This is a genomic window from Nocardioides sp. Soil777, from assembly GCF_001428425.1.
GTDB lineage: Bacteria > Actinomycetota > Actinomycetes > Propionibacteriales > Nocardioidaceae > Nocardioides > Nocardioides terrigena.
Map to the genome: position 1 here is coordinate 326,857 of NZ_LMSN01000001.1, position 16,596 is coordinate 343,452.

The window sequence follows — 16,596 nt, forward strand, 5'->3', positions numbered from 1 at the left end:
TCAGGGCTGTGCGACGAGCTCGGGGTGGGCGTCGGTCAGCTCGCCGTACGCCGTCTTGGCGGCGCCCTGCTCGGCTTCCTTCTTGGAGCGGCCGGTCCCGCGTCCGTAGAGCTCCTCGCCGACCCGGACCCGGGCGACGAAGGTCTTCATGTGGTCGGGCCCGTCGTCCTCGATGACGTACTCCGGGACGCCGAGGCCCAGGGTGGCCGACAGCTCCTGGAGGGAGGTCTTCCAGTCGAGGCCGGCGCCCATCAGGGCGGCCTCCTCCATGAGCGGGTCGAACAGCCGGTGCACCACGCCGGCGGAGGCCTCGATGCCACCGGACAGGTGGATGGCCCCGATGACCGCCTCGACGGTGTCGGACAGGATCGACGCCTTGTCGCGACCGCCGGTGGTCTCCTCGCCGCGGCCCAGCTTGATGTGCCGGCCGAGGTCGAGGTCGCGGGCCACACCCGCCAGGGCGCGCGCGTTGACGACCGCGGCGCGCAGCTTGGCCAGCCGTCCCTCGGAGAGGTCGGGGTGGGTCGTGTAGAGCGTCTCGGTCACGACGACCCCCAGCACCGAGTCGCCCAGGAACTCCAGGCGCTCGTTGGTGGGGATGCCGCCGTTCTCGTACGCGTAGGACCGGTGCGTCAGGGCGCGGTCGAGCAACCCGGGATCCAGGATCGGATCACCGAGCGCTCGGCGCAGGTCCTCGGTGGTCAGTGAACCGTCAGGTCTCTGAGTGGTGGTCTCAGAGGACCTGGCGACGGTCGGCGCGAGCGCCGTACTGACCGCACGTGCCGCACGCGCGGTGCGGGAGGTGCTTGGCACCGCAGGCGGGGTTGGCGCAGGTGGCCAGGTTGGGGGCCACGGCCTTCCACTGCGACCGGCGGTGGCGCGTGTTGCTGCGCGACATCTTCCGCTTCGGGACAGCCACTGTTATCTCCTGTTTGCTACTGGCCGGACGGTCGTCCGGTTGGTCAGTCTGTGGTGGTGCTCTGGTCCTGCGTCAGGGCGGTGAGCCCGGCCCAGCGCGGGTCGATCGGTGCATCGTGCGTGTGCTCGGGGTCGTCCGCCAGTCGCGCGCCACACTCGGCGCACAGTCCCGGACAGTCGTCCTCGCACAACGGGGTGAACGGTAGTGCGAGCACCACCGCGTCCCGCAGCAGGGGCTCGAGGTCGAGCATGTCGTCCTCGAGCCTGCTGGTCTCGTCGTCGAGGTCGTGGTCGTCGTGCTCCACGGCCTTGTCGTGCTGGTCGGCGTAGACGTACAGCTCCTGGAACCTCACGTCGATCTCGTCGTCGATCGGCTCCAGGCACCGTGCGCACTCGCCCTCGAGCCCGGCAGTTGCCGTGCCCGTGACCAGCACTCCCTCCATGACCGCCTCGAGGCGCAGGTCAAGCTCGACCGGCGACCCCTCAGGGACACTGAGGACTTCGATACCAAGCTCTGCCGGAGCCGGGACCGTGATGACGACGTCCCGCTGGGACCCCGGGCGGCGGCCGAGCTCGCGTGTATCGAGCACGAGCGGCGCTCTCGGGTCCAGGCTGGTCATGAAGTCACTTCCGGTGTCCGGACACAAACAGAACCTCGGAATCGTAGCCGCCGCGTGTCGGGTGGGGCAAAACGACCCGTCCGACCCGCGACGGTCAGCCGTCCCGCCGCTCGGCCAGCCTGGCCGTGAGTCGCGTCAGGACGAAGTCGGGGACCAGGCCGGACACGTCGCCCCCGAAGGTCGCGACCTCCTTGACCAGCGAGGACGCGAGGAAGGACCACTCGGGGCTGGTGGGCACGAAGACCGTCTCGATGGGCGCCAGCGAGGAGTTCATCTGGGCCATCTGGAGCTCGTAGTCGAAGTCGCTGACCGCCCGGAGCCCCTTGACGATCGCATGGACGTCGTGGGCGAGGCAGAAGTCGGTGAGGAGCCCGGTGAAGCCGTCGACGCGGACGTTGTCCCAGCCCGCGCAGGCCTCGGTGAGCATGGCGATGCGCTCGTCGGCGGAGAAGAGCCGGTTCTTGGAGGCGTTGACGCCGACGGCGACGATGACCTCGTCGAAGAGGCTTGCGGCCCGCTCGACGATGTCGAGGTGGCCGTGGGTGACGGGGTCGAACGACCCGGGGCACACGGCGCGGTGCAGCGGCACGTCAGTCCTCCTCCGGATCGGTCTCCGCCCCGGGGTCCCGCGAGGCGCGGTGACCGTACCAAAGCATCGTCTCGCCGTACTTCTTCGACCGCTCCCCCACCAGCCCGTCGGGCCAGGCGAGCGCGGGGCCGCGCGAGCCCCGCTCGACGACCACCAGCGCCCCGGGGACCAGCCAGTGGCCGACGACCAGCGACTGCAGCACCGAGGTCACCTCGTCGTCGTGCATCGGGTAGGGCGGATCCATGAAGACCACGTCGTACGGCGCCGCCGGCGGCTTGCGCAGCACGGCACCGACCGACAGGGCCAGGACGTCCGCGCGACCGAAGCCGACGGTCACGGCGTTGCGGCCGATGAGGGCGGCCGTACGACGGTCCTGCTCGACCAGCGTCACCACACCGGCTCCGCGGGACCAGGCCTCGAGGCCGACGGCACCCGAGCCGGCGTACAGGTCGAGGAAGCGGAGGCCGTCGAGCGACCCGCACCACGCCTCCACCGCGGAGAACAGCGCCTCCCGCACCCGGTCGCTCGTGGGCCGGGTGAGCGAGCCCCGTGGCGTCGCCAGGCGACGCCCTCCCGCACTGCCCCCGATGATCCGCGTCACGACTTCTCCAGGAACCCGGAGACGCTGGAGCGCTCGATCTCCTGCACCGCCGCGGCGAGGTCGGGGGTGAAGGCGAGGTCCGGGTCGGCGGCCAGCAGCGACTCGGCGGCGTCGCGGGCCCGGTCGATGGTGGCCGCGTCGCGGAGCACCCGCAGGCTGACGAGGCTGGAGCGGAAGCCCGACTGGTTGGCGCCCAACACGTCACCCTCGCGCCGTTGCTCGAGGTCGATGCGGCTCAGCTCGAAGCCGTCGGTGGTCGAGGCGACGGCGTCGAGCCGGTCGCGGGCCGGCGAGCCCAGCTCGGCCCCGGAGACCAGCAGGCACAGACCGGGGAGCCCGCCACGGCCGACGCGACCGCGCAGCTGGTGGAGCTGGGAGACGCCGAACCGGTCGGCGTCCATCAGCACCATGGTGGTGGCGTTGTGCACGTCGACGCCGACCTCGATGACGGTGGTGGAGACCAGGACGTCGATCTCGCCCGCAGCGAAGGCCCGCATGGTGCGGTCCTTGTCGTCGGCCGGCAGCCGGCCGTGGAGCACCGCGACCCGGAGGCCGGCGAGCGGACCGGCGGTGAGCTCGGCGTGCAGGTCCTCGACGGCGGCGAGCCTGCGGCGGGCGGTGACGACCTCGCCGTCCTCGTCGACGTCGAGCTGGTCCTGCTCGCCCTCCTCCTGGGTGTCGCCGCTGATGCGGGGGCACACGACGTACGCCTGGTGGCCGGCGGCGACCTCCTCGCGCACCCGTTGCCACACCCGGGAGATCCAGGCGGGCTGCTCGGCCAGCGGCACGACGTTGGTCTGGATGGGGGCGCGACCCGCGGGGAGCTCGGAGAGGACGGAGGTCTCCAGGTCGCCGAAGACGGTCATCGCGACGGTCCGCGGGATCGGCGTCGCCGTCATGACCAGGACGTGCGGCGGGGTGCCCGCCTTGTCGGTGAGGGCCGCCCGCTGCTCGACGCCGAAGCGGTGCTGCTCGTCCACCACGACGAGTCCGAGGTCGGCGAGCTCGACCGACTGCTCGAGCAAGGCGTGGGTGCCGATCACGATCCCCGCCTCCCCCGATGACATCTGCTGGAGCGCCCTGTCCCGGGCAGTCTTGCCCATCGAGCCGGTCAGCAACACCACCGACGTGCCATCGGCCGCTCCGCCCAGCATGCCGCCCTGGGCGAGGTCGCCGAGCATGGCGCTGATGGAGCGGTGGTGCTGCTGCGCGAGCACCTCGGTCGGCGCGAGGAGGACCGCCTGGCCGCCGGAGTCGACGACGCGCAGCATCGCCCGGAGCGCGACCAGGGTCTTGCCGGAGCCCACCTCGCCCTGCAGGAGGCGGTGCATCGGGTGGTCGCGGGCCAGCTCCTCCTCGACCAGGTCGCCGATCTCGCGCTGGCCGGCGGTGAGCTCGAAGGGCAACCGCGCGTCGAATGCCTCGAGCAGGCTCCCGCCGCCCGCCCGGGACCGGGCACCCAGGGCGCGCTGCGCCGCGCGACGCCGGGCCAGGACGAGCTGGAGGACGAGGGCCTCCTCGAAGCGGAAGCGTCGCTGCGCGGCACCGACCTGGGCGTAGTCGTCGGGCCGGTGGGCCAGGCGCAGCGCCGTCATGACGTCGAGCACGTCGTGCTCGCGGCGCAGCTCGGGGGTGAGCACGTCGGTGACCCCGGTCACCAGGTCGAGCGCGGACTCCATCACCCGGATGAGGTCCCACACGTAGAGCTTGTGCGTGAGCGGGTAGACCGGCAGCAGCCGTGGCAGCGAGGCGGACTCGCCGTCCTCGCCGAACATCAGGTGGTGGGGCCCGTCCAGCTGCCAGGTGCCGTTGAAGAGCTTGGCCTTGCCGGTGAAGAGGCCCCGGCTGCCGGAGCGCATCTCCGCGACGTACTTCTCGGCCTGGCCGGGATAGGGGCTGAAGAACGACAGTGTGAAGTCGGGTCCGTTGGTGCGGATCCGGACCTCGGTGCGGTACTGCTGCTTGCCCCGCGCGTAGAACTGCGTCATCCGCGACGAGGACACCTCGCCGACGACCGACATGAGCTGGCCGACGACCGGCTCGGCGACCTCGGAGAGCTCGGTGGAGACGACGTAGCGCCGCGGCAGGTGGAAGAGGAGCTCGCCGACCGTGCGGATGCCGAGGCCCTCCTCGACCAGCTTGCGCTTGGCGTGGCTCCGGCCGAAGACCGCCGCCACGGGCGAGTCCGGGGTGATCGCGACCATCGGCTACTCCACGCTGACCAGGACCGGGTAGCGCTCCTGGCCCCCGTCGTAGACGGTGACGTCGATGTGGGGGTGCATCCGCTCGACGTACGCCGCGGCCCGTGCCGCGACGTCGGCGCCGCCCTCGCCGGCCACGAAGGTCACCAGCTCCCCACCGCCGCCGAGCAGCCGCTCGACCACGTCGGCGGCCACCGTGTCGAGGTCGTCCCCGACCACCGCGAAGTCACCGGCGATGACGCCGAGGACGTCGCCGACCTCGCAGGGGCCGGCCATGGTCATCGCCTGGCGGGCGGCGACGGTGATCGCGCCGTGGCGGGCGTGGCGGGCCGTCGCGGTCATCTCGCGGACGTCCTGGTCGAACGTGCGTCCGGGCTCGTGCACGGCCATCGCGGCGAGGCCCTGGACCTGGGCCTGGCTGGGGATCACCTCGACCCGGAGACCGCCCTCCTGCTCGGCGGTGCGGGCCGCGATCTCGGCGACGCGCACCGAGTCGGCGTCGTTGGGCAGCAGGACGACCTCGGTGGCCCCGCAGGAGTGGATGGCCTCGAGCAGCTGCCCGGTCGAGGGACGTCGGCCCGGTCCGCCGGCGACCACGACCGCTCCCGCCTCCTCGAAGAGGGCCGCGAGGCCCGGGCCCGCCGCGACGGCGACGACGGCGCGCTGCCGGGTGACCGGCGCCCGGCGGGCCTCGGCCACCTGCTCGGCGAAGTGCGTCACCCGCACCCGGTGCGGGCGTCCGGCGTCGATGCCCGCCTCGATCGCCGCCCCCACGTCGTCGACGTGGACGTGGACGTTCCACAGGCCCGACCCGCCGACCACGACGAGGCTGTCGCCGAGGGTGTCGAGCACGGTGCGCAGGACCGCGACGGCCTCGTCGTCGGCGTCGAGGAGGTACATCACCTCGTAGGCCGGACCGTCCTCGGTGAGGTGGTCGCCGGGGATGGGGTGCGGCACCGGGATCCGGTGGCCGGTGAGGGCCACGGGCTCGGGACGTCGTCCGGTGGAGACGGTCTCGGCGGCGTCGAGGACCACGCACAGCCCGCGACCGCCCGCGTCGACCACGCCGGCGTCGGCGAGCTGCTGGAGTTGCTCGGGTGTGTGCAGCAGCGCCTCGCGGGCGGCGGCCGCGGCCGCGACGAAGACGTCGCGGGCCCGGGCACCGTCCCCGTCGGCGCACCGCATCGCGGCGTCGGAGGCGGCGCGGGCGACGGTGAGGATGGTGCCCTCGACCGGGCGTCCGACGGCGGCGTAGCTGGCGTCGGTCGCCTTCTGCATCGCCTCGGCCGCGATGCGGGCGTTGCGCTCGGCGGTGGGCACCTGCCCCAGGCGGGCGGCGTACGCACCGAGCATCTGGCTCAGGATGACGCCGGAGTTGCCCCGCGCCCCCAGCAGCGCGCCGCGGGACAGGATCGCCAGCGCGTCGCCGAGGGGGAGGTCGGGTCGCGTGCCGACGGCCTCGCGCAGCGCGTCGCGGGCGGCGGCGACGGTGAGGAACATGTTGGTGCCGGTGTCACCGTCGGGCACCGGGTAGACGTTGAGGGCGTCGATCTCCTCGCGGGCCGCGCCGAGGGCGTCGGAGGCGATGTCGACGAAGCGCAGGATCGAGGAGGTCGAGATGCCGTGGGGTACGGTCTCCATCCCTGCGTGCCTCCCCTGTCTCCAACAGTCCGGTGCGAGTGCCACAGGGTAGTGCCCGTCACCGACTGCTTCGATTTCATGCCATCCGTGGTCGTCGGATAGTCTGGCGCGGTTGCCCGCTGACATCTCCGCGGGCCCCATCTGGAGAATCCTCGAACTGATCGGAGTGCACGGTGGCTGCCGTCTGCGACATCTGCGCCAAGAAGCCGGGCTTCGGCAACAACCGTCCCTGGTCGCGCAAGATCACCAAGCGTCGTTTCAACCCCAACATCCAGCGCGTGCGGGCGACCGTCAACGGCACGCCCAAGCGCATGAACGTGTGCACCGGCTGCCTCAAGGCCGGCAAGGTCTCGCGCTGACCTGCTGAGTTTCCTCTTCGCCGAAGGCCCCGTCCCTGCTGGGACGGGGCCTTCGTCGTCGTGGCGGGACGACGGCGTGTCAGAAGTGGGTCCAGCCGGTGGGGCCGTCGTACGCCGCCCGGTCGACCGTGACGCCCTCCCCCTCGGTGACCTCGCCGACGACCAGCCACCCCTCGGGCACCGACGCGCGGTCGGAGAAGGTCGCCAGCAGGGCGTGGTCGTCGCCGCCGCCGAGGATGAAGCCCAGCGGGTCGGCGCCGAGCGCCGCGCCCACGGCGGTGAGCGGCTCGGCGATCTCGAACGCGCCGCTGTGCACGTCGATCGCGACCCCGCTGTCGCGTGCCAGGTGGCCGGCCTCGGCGAGCAGTCCGTCGGAGATGTCGATCATCGAGGTGGCGCCGGCCTCCGCGGCGACCTGCCCCGCGTCGTACGGCGGCTCGGGACGGCGGTAGGCCTCGACCAGCACGCGCGGGGAGCGGAAGCCGCGACCGAGCACGGCCAGTCCTCCCGCGGCCCAGCCCTGGCGGCCGTGGAGCGCCAGCACGTCGCCCGGCTCGGCGCCGCTGCGCACGACGGGCGCCTGGGTGCACGCTCCGAGGACGGTGACCGCGATGACGACCTCGTCGGACCGGGTGACGTCGCCCCCCACGACGCTGGCGCCCACCAGGGCTGCCTCGGCCGCGAAGCCGCGGGCGAAGTCGAGCGCCCACTGCACCGGCAGGTCGGCGGGCATGGCCATCCCGATGGTGAGCGAGTGGGCACGACCCCCCATCGCGTTGACGTCGGAGAGGTTCTGGGCGGCCGCGCGGTGGCCCACGTCCTCGGCGCTGGCCCAGTCACGGCGGAAGTGCCGACCCTCCACCATCAGGTCGGTGGAGACGACCACGTGGCCGTTGCGGATGCGCAGCACGGCGGCGTCGTCACCGGGCCCGATGAGCACGTGCTCGCCCTGGGCGAAGATGCCCTCGAGCTGCGCGATCAGGCCGAACTCACCGGCATCGGCGATGGTCGCGTCGGGTGGGTTCGAGGCTGGGGAAGACATGCCTCCCATCACACCAGACGACGCGGTAGGTTGACCGACGACACATCCGAGCAGCAAGGAGTCCAGATGGTCGTCCAGGCCTACATCCTGATCCAGACCGACGTCGGCAAGGCCGCCGAGGTCGCCGCGGCGATCGCCCAGGTCAAGGGCGTCACCCTTGCCGAGGACGTCACGGGCCCCTACGACGTGATCGTCCGCGCCGAGGCACGCAACGTCGACGAGCTCGGCAAGCTGGTCGTCTCCAAGGTGCAGAGCCTCGACGGCATCACGCGCACGCTCACGTGCCCCGTCGTCCACATCTGACACCGCCGCACCCGCGCCCCGCGTCCACCCGGACGCGGGGCGCTGCTGTGCTGGCACTGCTCCTGCCCGCGGTCCTGACGGGCTGCTCCGCCCTGCCGGGGGGCTCCGACGACCTGCCGGACCTCACCGAGGAGGAGGCGGCGTCCTGCGCCCGCCTCGTCGACGCCCTGCCCGACCCGCTCGCCGGCGAGGACCTCACCGGGAGGGACGACCGCACGGCGTCCTGGGGCGCCATCGAGCTCACCTGCGGGGTCGAGGAGCCGGAGGCGTACGACGAGTTCGCGGCCTGCATCCAGGTCCGCCGGGTGGGCTGGTTCGTCCCCGACAGCGAGCTCGAGGACCTCACCGGCGACGCCACGGCGACGGCCCTCACCACCACGCCGTACGTCGCCCTCCACGTGCCCGGCGAGCTCCGCGGGGCCGGCGTGGACCTGATGCTCGCCCAGCTAGCGCGGCCCATGAAGGCCGAGCTGGAGGCCGGCGAGCCCTGTCGGTGACAGCCTGCCGCTGAGCGCTGCTCAGCGCAGACCGGTGTCGCGCTCGAGCGCGAGGGTGAGCAACCGGTCGACCAGGGTCGCGTAGTCCACGCCGGACTCGGCCCACATCTGGGGGAACATCGAGGTCGGCGTGAAGCCGGGCATCGTGTTGAGCTCGTTGATCACCAGCGAGTGGTCGGGCATGACGAAGAAGTCGACCCGCGCCAGGCCCTCGCACGACAGCGCGTCGAAGGCACGCACCGCCAGCCGTCGCAGCTCCTGCTCGACCTCGGGCGGCAGGTCGGCGGGCAGGTCGATCTCGGTCTGCTGGTCGGCGAGGTACTTGGCCTCGAAGTCGTAGAACTCGTGGTCGCCGCCCGTGCGGACCTCTGCCGGCCGGCTGGTCTCGGGCTCGCCGTCGCGGGTGCCGAGCACGCCGCACTCCACCTCACGGCCACCGACCATCGCCTGCTCGACGAGCACCTTGGGGTCGTGCTCGAAGGCGAGCTCGAGGCAGTCCCCGATCTCGGCGGCGTCGTGGATCTTGCTGATGCCGATGCTGGACCCGCCACGGGCGGGCTTGGCGAACGCCGGGAAGCCCAGCGCCTCGATCCTCGCCAGCACGCCGGCCGGGTCGGTCTCCCACTCCCGCCGGGTGACGGTGGTGCCCGGCGTGACCGGCAGCCCGGCGGCGGCCAGGACGACCTTCATGAAGGCCTTGTCCATGCCGACCGCCGAGGCCAGCACGCCGGAGCCGACGTAGCGCACGCCGGCCATCTCGAGCATCCCCTGCAGGGTCCCGTCCTCGCCCCACGGCCCGTGCAGCAGCGGGAAGACCACGTCGACCTCGCCGATCACCTCCGGCACCTGCGCGGCGCGGGTGATGACGAGGTCGGTCTCGCCCTCGGCGCCCAGCATCGCGACCATCGCGCGGGTGCCGTCGACCTCGGGGAGGTCCTTGCCGTTGATCGCGAGACGGGCCGGGTCGTCGGCCTCGAGCACCCAGCGGCCGTCGGCGGCGATGCCGACCGGCACCACGTCGTACCGCTCCCGGTCGATGGCCGCCAGCACGCTGCCGGCGGTGACGCAGGAGATGCCGTGCTCACTGGACCGGCCGCCGAAGACGACGGCGACGCGGGGCTTGCGGGGCTCGTTCATTGTCCTGACCCTATCGGCCTACGCTGGCCCGCATGGCAGTCGACCCGCCCACCCCGTCCAACCCCGCGCGCACCCTGAGCCCGGCCACCATCGCCGTGACGGCGGGCCGTCCCGAGCACGTCCCGGACGCGCCGCTCAACACCCCGATCACCATGGCGAGCACCTACGTCGCCGGTGGAGACCTCGAGTACGGCCGCTACGGCAACCCCACGTGGACGGCCCTGGAGGACGCGATCGGGGCCCTCGAGGGTGGTCGGTGCCTGACCTTCTCCTCCGGGCTGGCGGCCGTGTCGACGGTCCTCGACCTGGTCGGCCACGGCGCCAAGGTGGTGGCCCCGCGAGGCGCCTACAACGGCACGATCATGCAGCTGGCCGACCTCGAGTCCCGCGGGCGCATCCGCGCCGAGCTGGTCGACATCACCGACACCCAGGCCGTCGTCGCCGCGTGCGACGACGCCGCCCTGGTGTGGCTGGAGTCGCCCACCAACCCGGGACTCGAGCTGGCGGACATCCCGACCATCCGGGCCGCCGCGCACGACGCGGGCGCCTACGTCGTCGTCGACAACACCTTCGCCACTCCCCTGCTGCAGACCCCGCTCGAGGACGACGTCGACATCGTCGTGCACTCCGCGACCAAGTTCCTCGCCGGGCACAGCGACGCGCTCCTCGGCGCCGTCTGCACCCGCGACGACGAGCTCTTCGCGGTGCTCAAGGGCCGTCGCGACCTGCTCGGCGCGGTCCCCGGCACCCTCGAGGCGTGGCTGGTGCTGCGCGGCCTGCGCACCCTGCACCTGCGCGTCGAGCGCGCCCAGGCCAACGCGCAGGAGCTCGTACGCCGCCTCGGCGAGCACCCGGCCGTCGGCGACGTGCGCTACCCCGGCTTCGGCGCGATCGTCTCGATCGTGCTGGCCCAGGGAGCGATGGCCGCCGACCTGCTCACCCGCAAGACGTCGCTGTGGGTGCACGCCACCTCGCTCGGCGGCGTCGAGTCGACCTTCGAGCGGCGGCGCCGCTGGAAGACCGAGTCCTCGACCGTGCCCGAGGGGCTGGTGCGGCTCTCCGTCGGCGTCGAGGACGTCGAGGACCTCTGGGACGACTTGCGCGTCGCGCTCGACGGCTGCGTCGGCTGACTAGTCGGTCTCGGCCTTGGTGTCGCGGGCGATGAAGGCGTTCATCATCTCCAGCGCCGTGATCCGGCCGTCGACGACCGCGTCGACGTGCTCGGCGATCGGGGCGTCGACGCCGGTCTCGCGGGCCAGGGCCAGCAGCGACTTGCAGGACTTGGCGCCCTCCGCGACCTGGCGGGTGGAGGCGTAGATCTCCTCGGTCGTCATGCCCTTGCCGAGGTTCTCGCCGAAGGTGCGGTTGCGCGAGAGCGGGGACGAGCAGGTGGCCACGAGGTCACCGAGCCCGGCGAGGCCCATCAGGGTCAGCGGGTTGGCGCCCTGGGCCATCGCGAGACGGGCCGTCTCGGCGAGGCCGCGGGTGATGACGGAGGCGGTCGTGTTGTCGCCGAAGCCCAGCCCGACCGCCATCCCGACGGCGAGGCCGACGACGTTCTTGTAGGCGCCGCCGATCTCGCAGCCCAGCACGTCCGTCGACGTGTAGGGGCGGAACGCGGCGGTGTGGAACAGGCCCTGCAGCCGTCGGGCGACGTCCTCGTCGGCGCACGCCACCACCGACGCGGCCGGCTCGCGGCGGGCGATCTCCTTGGCCAGGTTGGGCCCGCTGACGACGGCGATCCGCTCGGGCCCGGCGCCGGTCACCTCGGCGATCACCTCGCTCATCCGCTTGAGGGAGCCCAGCTCCACGCCCTTCATCAGCGAGACCATCACGGCCTTGTCCGGGATGAGCGGCGCCCACTCCGTGAGGTTGGCCCGCAGCGTCTGCGAGGGCACGGTGAGCACGACGACGTCGGCGTCGGCTGCCGCCTCGGCGGCGTCGGTCGTGGCGCGCACGCTCGCGGGCAGCTCGATGCCGGGGAGGTACTCGGTGTTCTCGCGCTTGGTGTTGATGGCGTCGGCGACCTCGTCGCGACGGGCCCACAGCACGACGTCGTTGCCGGCGTCACCGAGCACGACGGAGAACGCGGTCCCCCACGAGCCCGCACTGAAGACTGCGACCTTGGTCATCGACGATCCTTCTTGTTGGGGTTGCCGATCGGCTTCACGCCGTGGATGCGGGGGTCGAAGCGCTCGGCCGGGGGCTGCTCCCCGCGGAGCTCGGCGACGATGTCGGTGATGGCCGTCATGATCCGCTCGGTCGTCTCGGTGACGACCTCGGGCGTCTGCTTCTTGGCGCGCAGGTCGTCGATCGGCACGGGGTCCCCCGCCTTCATCAGCACGTGCTTGCGCGGGAAGAGGTGCGGCTTCTTCGCGTAGGGCGCCAGCACGTCCTGGGCGCCCCAGTGGCCGAGCGGGATCACCGGCACCCCGGTGGCCAGCGCGATCCGGGCAGCCCCGGACTTGCCGGTCATCGGCCACAGGTCGGGGTCGCGCGTCAGCGTGCCCTCGGGGTAGACGACGACGCACTCGCCCTCGTGGACGGCGCGCACCGCGGCGTCGTACGCACCGATGGCGTTGCGACTCAGCCGCTCCACCGGGATCTGGCCGGCGGAGCCCAGCACGGTGCCGACGAAGCGGGTGCGGAAGAGGCTCGACTTGGCGAGGTAGCGCGGGATCCGTCCGTGGTCGTAGACGAAGTGCGCGGTGAGCAGCGGGTCGAGGTGCGAGATGTGGTTGGCCACCACGATGCACCCGCCGTCGGCCGGGATCCTGGTGCCGTCGATCCACGTGTGGGACGTCATGACGTCGAGCGTCGGCCTGACCACGGTCGCGACGAAGTTGACCGCCCACCCGCGACGGGCCTGCACTTTCCTGACCGCCACTTCTCCGCCTCTCTGATCGTCGACCCGCAGGCTACTCGCCCCGTGACAGGATCACTGCGATGTCTGCCGCGTCCTTCGTCGTGATCCTCCCGGTCAAGCCGCCCGCGCTCGGCAAGTCGCGCCTGCGCGGCCTGCCCGACGCCCAGCGACGCGACCTCGCGGCCGCCTTCGCCCGCGACACCGCCGCTGCCGCGCGTCGTACGCCGGGGGTCGTCGCGGTCCTCGCCGTCACCGACGACTTCCGCTTCGCGCGGGAGCTCGCCGCGGACGGCTGCGAGGTGATCCCCGACGGGGTCAGCCAGGACCTCAACGCCACCCTGCGCGAGGCGGCCGCCGAGGCGGCTCGGCGCTGGCCGGGCGCGGTCCCCGTGACCCTGTGCGCCGACCTGCCCGCCCTCGTGCCCGACGACCTCGCCGCCGCGCTGCGCGAGGTGGCCGGGCCGACGTTCGTCCGCGACGCCGCCGGCACCGGCACGACCGTGTACGCCGCACCGCCCGACCGCTTCGCACCACGCTTCGGTCCCGGGTCGGCCGCCCGCCACGTCGAGGCGGGCGCGCACGAGGTGGCCGCCCCGGTCACCACCCTGCGTCTCGACGTCGACGACCTCGGCGACCTCGGCGGCGCCCTGGTGCTGGGCGTGGGCCCCCACACCGAGCAGGCGATGTCGGGCGGGGACGAGGCGGGGCACACGAACGACGGGCACACGAACGGCGGGCCACCCGAGGGGTGACCCGCCGTCGTACGAGCAGTGCCTAGGCCTTATTGGCGGGCGCCTTCTTCGCGGTCGTCTTCTTGGCCGTCGTCGACGTCGTCGACTTCGTGGCCGGCGCCTTCTTCGCCGTCGCCTTGGTCGCGGTCGACTTCGCAGCAGTCGACTTGGCGGCCGTCGACTTGGCGGCCGTCGACTTCGTGGCCGTCTTCTTGGCGGGCGCCTTCTTGGCCGGAGCCTTCTTGGCCGCGGTGGTCTTCGCCGCCGTGGTCTTGGCCGCCGTCGACTTGGTGGCCGTGGCCGTCTTCTTGGCGGGCGCCTTCTTCGCCGGAGCCTTCTTGGCCGCGGTGGTCTTCGCCGCCGGAGCCTTCTTGGCCGCGGTCTTCGCGCCCGGGGTCGCGCGCTTGGCGGCGGAGGCCGCGGTGCCGACGGCGGCCGATGCCGTGCCCACGGCCACCGACGCGACCGCGCGGACGGTCGGCGGCTTGGGCATGTTCGCCGCGGTCAGCTTGGGCAGCTTCTTGGCGCCGGACACGATGTTCTTGAGGTCCTGGCCGGGTGAGAACTTCGGCACCGACTTCTTCTTCGACTTCATCCGCTCCCCGGTCTGCGGGTTGCGGACCCAGCGGGCGTTGCGGACGGTCTTCTCGAACGAGCCGAACCCGGTGATGGCGACCTTCTCGCCCTTGGCGACCTCCCGCGTGATGGTGTCGAGCACGGAGTCGAGCGCGTGCGCAGCCTGCTTGCGGTTCCCCTCGTAACGCGCGGCGAGCGCGTCGATGAGCTGAGACTTGTTCACTGTCTTCCCTTCCAATGAACTCAAGGCGCCGAGCCTGTGCTCGACCCATTCCTTGGCACGCTAGGGACCCGTGGCGTGCGTCACAATCACCGCGGGCCGGTTTCCCCCGGTTTTTTGGGGGTTTCCGGCCCGTGGCGTGGAAGAAGCGGGGTCGTCAGCCGTGCTGCGTGGCCGGCTTCCAGCTCGGCCGGGTCGCCTCGTACGTCGTGATGTCGGCCTCGTTGCCGAGCGTGATGCCGATGTCGTCGAGGCCCTCGAGCAGTCGCCAGCGGGTGTAGTCGTCGATGTCGAAGGAGTCCTCGATCGCCTCGGGACCCTCGCCGGCGCGCACCGTGCGGGACTCGAGGTCCACGGTCACGGTGGCTCCGGGGTGCTGCTCGAGGTGGTCCCACAGGCGCTGCACGACCTTCTCGTCGACCTGCGCCGCCAGCAGGCCGGACTTGCCGGAGTTGCCGCGGAAGATGTCGGCGAAGCGGGCTGAGATGACGGCCTTGAAGCCGTAGTTCTGCAGCGCCCACACGGCGTGCTCGCGTGACGAGCCGGTGCCGAAGTCGGGACCGGCGACGAGCACCGTGCCCGCGGCGTACTCCGGCTTGTTGAGGACGAAGGACTCGTCACCGCGCCAGGCCGCGAAGAGCCCGTCCTCGAAGCCGGTGCGCGTGACCCGCTTGAGGTAGACGGCCGGGATGATCTGGTCGGTGTCGACGTTGCTGCGCCGCAGCGGGACGCCGACGCCGGTGTGGGTGGTGAAGGGCTCCATGGCTCAGGCCTCCTGGCTGGCGACGTGGCCGGCGGGGACGAGGTCCGCCGGGGACGAGAGGGTGCCGCGCACGGCGGTGGCCGCCGCGACCGGGATCGACACGAGGTGGGTGCGACCACCCTTGCCCTGCCGGCCCTCGAAGTTGCGGTTGGACGTGGACGCGCTGCGCTCCTGGGGGGCGAGCTGGTCGGGGTTCATGCCGAGGCACATCGAGCAACCCGCACCACGCCACTCGGCGCCGGCCTCGAGGAAGACCTGGTCGAGGCCCTCCTCCTGCGCCTGCAGGCGGACCCGCACCGAGCCCGGGACGACCAGCAGGCGGGTCCCCTCGGCGACGGTGTGGCCCTTGATGATCTCGGCGGCGAGCCGGAGGTCCTCGATGCGGCCGTTGGTGCAGGAGCCGACGAACACGGTGTCGACCCTGATGTCGCGCATCGGGGTGCCGGCCTCGAGGCCCATGTACTCGAGGGCCTTCTCGGTGGCGATCTTGTCGTTGGGCTCGTCGAAGTCGTCGGGGCTGGGGACGCTCGCACCGAGCGGCACGCCCTGGCCGGGGTTGGTGCCCCACGTGACGAAGGGCGTCATCTCGCTCGCGTCGAGGACGATCTCCTTGTCGAAGTCCGCGTCGTCGTCGGTGCGCAGGCTGCGCCAGTGCTCGACGGCCGCGTCCCAGTCGGCGCCGGTGGGCGCCTCGGGCTTGCCCTCGATGTAGTCGAAGGTCGTCTGGTCGGGGGCGATCATGCCGGCCTTGGCACCCCACTCGATCGACATGTTGCACACGGTCATCCGGCCCTCCATGGAGAGCTCCTCGATGGCCTGCCCGCGGTACTCCACGATGTAGCCCTGCCCGCCACCCGTGCCGGTGTGCGCGATCAGCGTCAGCACCATGTCCTTGGCGGTGACGCCCTCGGGCAGCGAGCCGTTGATCGTCACGGCCATCGTCTTCGGCCGGGCCTGCATCAGCGTCTGGGTGGCGAGCACGTGCTCGACCTCGGAGGTGCCGATGCCGAAGGCGATCGCGCCGAAGGCGCCGTGCGTGGAGGTGTGCGAGTCGCCACACACGATCGTCATGCCGGGCTGGGTCAGGCCGAGCTGCGGGCCGACCACGTGGACGATGCCCTGCTCCACGTCGCCGAGCGGGTGCAGGCGTACGCCGAACTCCGCGGCGTTCTTGCGCAACGTGTCGACCTGGGTCTTGCTCACCGGGTCGGCGATCGGCTTGTCCCAGTCGATCGTCGGGACGTTGTGGTCCTCGGTCGCGAGCGTCAGGTCGGGACGCCGGACCCGACGGCCGGCGAGGCGCAGCCCGTCGAACGCCTGGGGCGACGTCACCTCGTGGATGAGGTGGAGGTCGATGAAGAGGAGGTCGGGCGTCGACATGGCGCGAGCCTGTCGCTCCGCGCCAGGCTGCCGCGCGCCCGCGCCGACAGCGATCACGTGCTCGTCCCACACCTTCTCGGCCAGGGTCTTGCCCATGACGATCTCTCCTTCGTGGTGATCGCGTCCCGCGGATGTCGCGCCGACGCGTGGAT

19 protein-coding genes are annotated in these 16,596 nt (G+C 72.2%); 5 read left to right on the forward strand and 14 right to left on the reverse strand.

What is annotated here, in order from left to right; all coding sequences use genetic code 11:
• The 7 genes from rnc to ASG88_RS01605 form a co-directional block, all read right to left on the reverse strand.
• Nucleotides 1-813, reverse strand: a complete 813-nt coding sequence (gene rnc, locus ASG88_RS01575) for a ribonuclease III (protein WP_082599780.1) — start codon at nucleotides 811-813, stop codon at nucleotides 1-3.
• Nucleotides 734-919, reverse strand: a complete 186-nt coding sequence (gene rpmF, locus ASG88_RS01580) for a 50S ribosomal protein L32 (RefSeq protein WP_056885640.1) — start codon at nucleotides 917-919, stop codon at nucleotides 734-736. The genes rnc and rpmF overlap by 80 nt, the downstream gene beginning before the upstream one ends.
• A 43-nt stretch (nucleotides 920-962) precedes the next feature.
• Nucleotides 963-1,538, reverse strand: a complete 576-nt coding sequence (locus ASG88_RS01585; RefSeq protein WP_056885641.1) for a YceD family protein — start codon at nucleotides 1,536-1,538, stop codon at nucleotides 963-965.
• A gap of 94 nt (nucleotides 1,539-1,632) precedes the next feature.
• On the reverse strand, nucleotides 1,633-2,121 hold the full coding sequence (coaD, locus tag ASG88_RS01590) for a pantetheine-phosphate adenylyltransferase (protein WP_056886018.1): 489 nt from the start codon (nucleotides 2,119-2,121) through the stop codon (nucleotides 1,633-1,635).
• Between the two features lie 7 nt (nucleotides 2,122-2,128).
• The gene (gene rsmD / locus ASG88_RS01595) at nucleotides 2,129-2,728 is read right to left on the reverse strand and encodes a 16S rRNA (guanine(966)-N(2))-methyltransferase RsmD (RefSeq protein ID WP_056885642.1); all 600 of its coding nucleotides are present in this window, start codon (nucleotides 2,726-2,728) and stop codon (nucleotides 2,129-2,131) included.
• Entirely contained in the window at nucleotides 2,725-4,932 is a 2,208-nt protein-coding gene (locus ASG88_RS01600; protein WP_056885643.1) for an ATP-dependent DNA helicase RecG, read from the reverse strand. The genes rsmD and ASG88_RS01600 overlap by 4 nt, the downstream gene beginning before the upstream one ends.
• A 3-nt stretch (nucleotides 4,933-4,935) precedes the next feature.
• Nucleotides 4,936-6,570: a DAK2 domain-containing protein gene (locus tag ASG88_RS01605; protein ID WP_056885644.1), complete on the reverse strand. Its 1,635-nt coding sequence runs from the start codon at nucleotides 6,568-6,570 to the stop codon at nucleotides 4,936-4,938.
• Between the two features lie 173 nt (nucleotides 6,571-6,743).
• Between ASG88_RS01605 and rpmB the strand changes: the two genes are divergently transcribed.
• Nucleotides 6,744-6,929, forward strand: a complete 186-nt coding sequence (gene rpmB, locus ASG88_RS01610; RefSeq protein WP_056885645.1) for a 50S ribosomal protein L28 — start codon at nucleotides 6,744-6,746, stop codon at nucleotides 6,927-6,929.
• A 79-nt stretch (nucleotides 6,930-7,008) separates the two neighbouring features.
• On the opposite strand, the gene ASG88_RS01615 is transcribed toward rpmB, so the two are convergent.
• Nucleotides 7,009-7,971, reverse strand: coding sequence for a thiamine-phosphate kinase (locus ASG88_RS01615; RefSeq protein WP_056886019.1), 963 nt, complete (start codon nucleotides 7,969-7,971; stop codon nucleotides 7,009-7,011).
• Nucleotides 7,972-8,037: 66 nt separating this feature from the next.
• Here ASG88_RS01615 and ASG88_RS01620 point away from each other — a divergent pair, with 66 nt between their 5' ends.
• Nucleotides 8,038-8,274 carry an Lrp/AsnC ligand binding domain-containing protein gene (locus tag ASG88_RS01620; protein WP_056885646.1) on the forward strand — a complete coding sequence of 79 codons (237 nt, stop codon included), beginning with the start codon at nucleotides 8,038-8,040 and terminating at the stop codon, nucleotides 8,272-8,274.
• Between the two features lie 47 nt (nucleotides 8,275-8,321).
• A complete protein-coding gene (locus ASG88_RS01625; RefSeq protein WP_056885647.1) occupies nucleotides 8,322-8,771 on the forward strand; it encodes a DUF3515 family protein in 450 nt (149 codons plus the stop codon).
• 21 nt (nucleotides 8,772-8,792) lie between these two features.
• On the opposite strand, the gene ASG88_RS01630 is transcribed toward ASG88_RS01625, so the two are convergent.
• Nucleotides 8,793-9,908: a D-alanine--D-alanine ligase family protein gene (locus tag ASG88_RS01630; RefSeq protein WP_056885648.1), complete on the reverse strand. Its 1,116-nt coding sequence runs from the start codon at nucleotides 9,906-9,908 to the stop codon at nucleotides 8,793-8,795.
• Nucleotides 9,909-9,940: 32 nt separating this feature from the next.
• Here ASG88_RS01630 and ASG88_RS01635 point away from each other — a divergent pair, with 32 nt between their 5' ends.
• On the forward strand, nucleotides 9,941-11,038 hold the full coding sequence (locus ASG88_RS01635) for a trans-sulfuration enzyme family protein (RefSeq protein ID WP_056885649.1): 1,098 nt from the start codon (nucleotides 9,941-9,943) through the stop codon (nucleotides 11,036-11,038).
• Here the strand turns inward: ASG88_RS01635 and ASG88_RS01640 are convergent, their stop codons facing one another.
• Both ASG88_RS01640 and ASG88_RS01645 read right to left on the reverse strand, forming a co-directional pair.
• Nucleotides 11,039-12,040 (reverse strand): NAD(P)H-dependent glycerol-3-phosphate dehydrogenase, encoded by a 1,002-nt coding sequence (locus tag ASG88_RS01640; RefSeq protein WP_056885650.1) that lies wholly within the window; start codon nucleotides 12,038-12,040, stop codon nucleotides 11,039-11,041.
• Complete coding sequence (locus ASG88_RS01645) at nucleotides 12,037-12,714, reverse strand: lysophospholipid acyltransferase family protein (protein ID WP_082599835.1); 678 nt, start codon at nucleotides 12,712-12,714, stop codon at nucleotides 12,037-12,039. Before ASG88_RS01645 ends, ASG88_RS01640 begins: the two co-directional genes overlap by 4 nt.
• 140 nt (nucleotides 12,715-12,854) lie before the next feature.
• Here ASG88_RS01645 and cofC point away from each other — a divergent pair, with 140 nt between their 5' ends.
• The gene (gene cofC / locus ASG88_RS01650; RefSeq protein WP_082599782.1) at nucleotides 12,855-13,526 is read left to right on the forward strand and encodes a 2-phospho-L-lactate guanylyltransferase; all 672 of its coding nucleotides are present in this window, start codon (nucleotides 12,855-12,857) and stop codon (nucleotides 13,524-13,526) included.
• Between the two features lie 22 nt (nucleotides 13,527-13,548).
• Here cofC and ASG88_RS01655 read toward each other — a convergent pair whose 3' ends face one another.
• The 3 genes from ASG88_RS01655 to leuC all read right to left on the reverse strand — a co-directional run bounded on the left by ASG88_RS01655 (nucleotide 13,549) and on the right by leuC (nucleotide 16,540).
• Nucleotides 13,549-14,304 (reverse strand): HU family DNA-binding protein, encoded by a 756-nt coding sequence (locus ASG88_RS01655; RefSeq protein ID WP_056885652.1) that lies wholly within the window; start codon nucleotides 14,302-14,304, stop codon nucleotides 13,549-13,551.
• Nucleotides 14,305-14,458: 154 nt separating this feature from the next.
• Nucleotides 14,459-15,064, reverse strand: coding sequence for a 3-isopropylmalate dehydratase small subunit (gene leuD / locus ASG88_RS01660; RefSeq protein WP_056885653.1), 606 nt, complete (start codon nucleotides 15,062-15,064; stop codon nucleotides 14,459-14,461).
• Nucleotides 15,065-15,067: 3 nt separating this feature from the next.
• The gene (gene leuC, locus ASG88_RS01665; protein WP_056885654.1) at nucleotides 15,068-16,540 is read right to left on the reverse strand and encodes a 3-isopropylmalate dehydratase large subunit; all 1,473 of its coding nucleotides are present in this window, start codon (nucleotides 16,538-16,540) and stop codon (nucleotides 15,068-15,070) included.
• Nucleotides 16,541-16,596: the final 56 nt, after the last annotated feature.

Bases quoted from the DNA above. Each gene is read 5' to 3' on its own strand.
- ASG88_RS01585 (WP_056885641.1), bottom strand. From the start codon at position 1,538: ATGACCAGCCTGGACCCGAGAGCGCCGCTCGTGCTCGATACACGCGAG.
- ASG88_RS01600 (WP_056885643.1), bottom strand. From the start codon at position 4,932: ATGGTCGCGATCACCCCGGACTCGCCCGTGGCGGCGGTCTTCGGCCGG.
- ASG88_RS01605 (WP_056885644.1), bottom strand. From the start codon at position 6,570: ATGGAGACCGTACCCCACGGCATCTCGACCTCCTCGATCCTGCGCTTC.
- ASG88_RS01615 (WP_056886019.1), bottom strand. From the start codon at position 7,971: ATGTCTTCCCCAGCCTCGAACCCACCCGACGCGACCATCGCCGATGCC.
- ASG88_RS01620 (WP_056885646.1), top strand. From the start codon at position 8,038: ATGGTCGTCCAGGCCTACATCCTGATCCAGACCGACGTCGGCAAGGCC.
- ASG88_RS01630 (WP_056885648.1), bottom strand. From the start codon at position 9,908: ATGAACGAGCCCCGCAAGCCCCGCGTCGCCGTCGTCTTCGGCGGCCGG.
- ASG88_RS01635 (WP_056885649.1), top strand. From the start codon at position 9,941: ATGGCAGTCGACCCGCCCACCCCGTCCAACCCCGCGCGCACCCTGAGC.
- ASG88_RS01640 (WP_056885650.1), bottom strand. From the start codon at position 12,040: ATGACCAAGGTCGCAGTCTTCAGTGCGGGCTCGTGGGGGACCGCGTTC.
- ASG88_RS01645 (WP_082599835.1), bottom strand. From the start codon at position 12,714: ATGACGTCCCACACGTGGATCGACGGCACCAGGATCCCGGCCGACGGC.
- cofC (WP_082599782.1), top strand. From the start codon at position 12,855: ATGTCTGCCGCGTCCTTCGTCGTGATCCTCCCGGTCAAGCCGCCCGCG.
- leuD (WP_056885653.1), bottom strand. From the start codon at position 15,064: ATGGAGCCCTTCACCACCCACACCGGCGTCGGCGTCCCGCTGCGGCGC.
- leuC (WP_056885654.1), bottom strand. From the start codon at position 16,540: ATGGGCAAGACCCTGGCCGAGAAGGTGTGGGACGAGCACGTGATCGCT.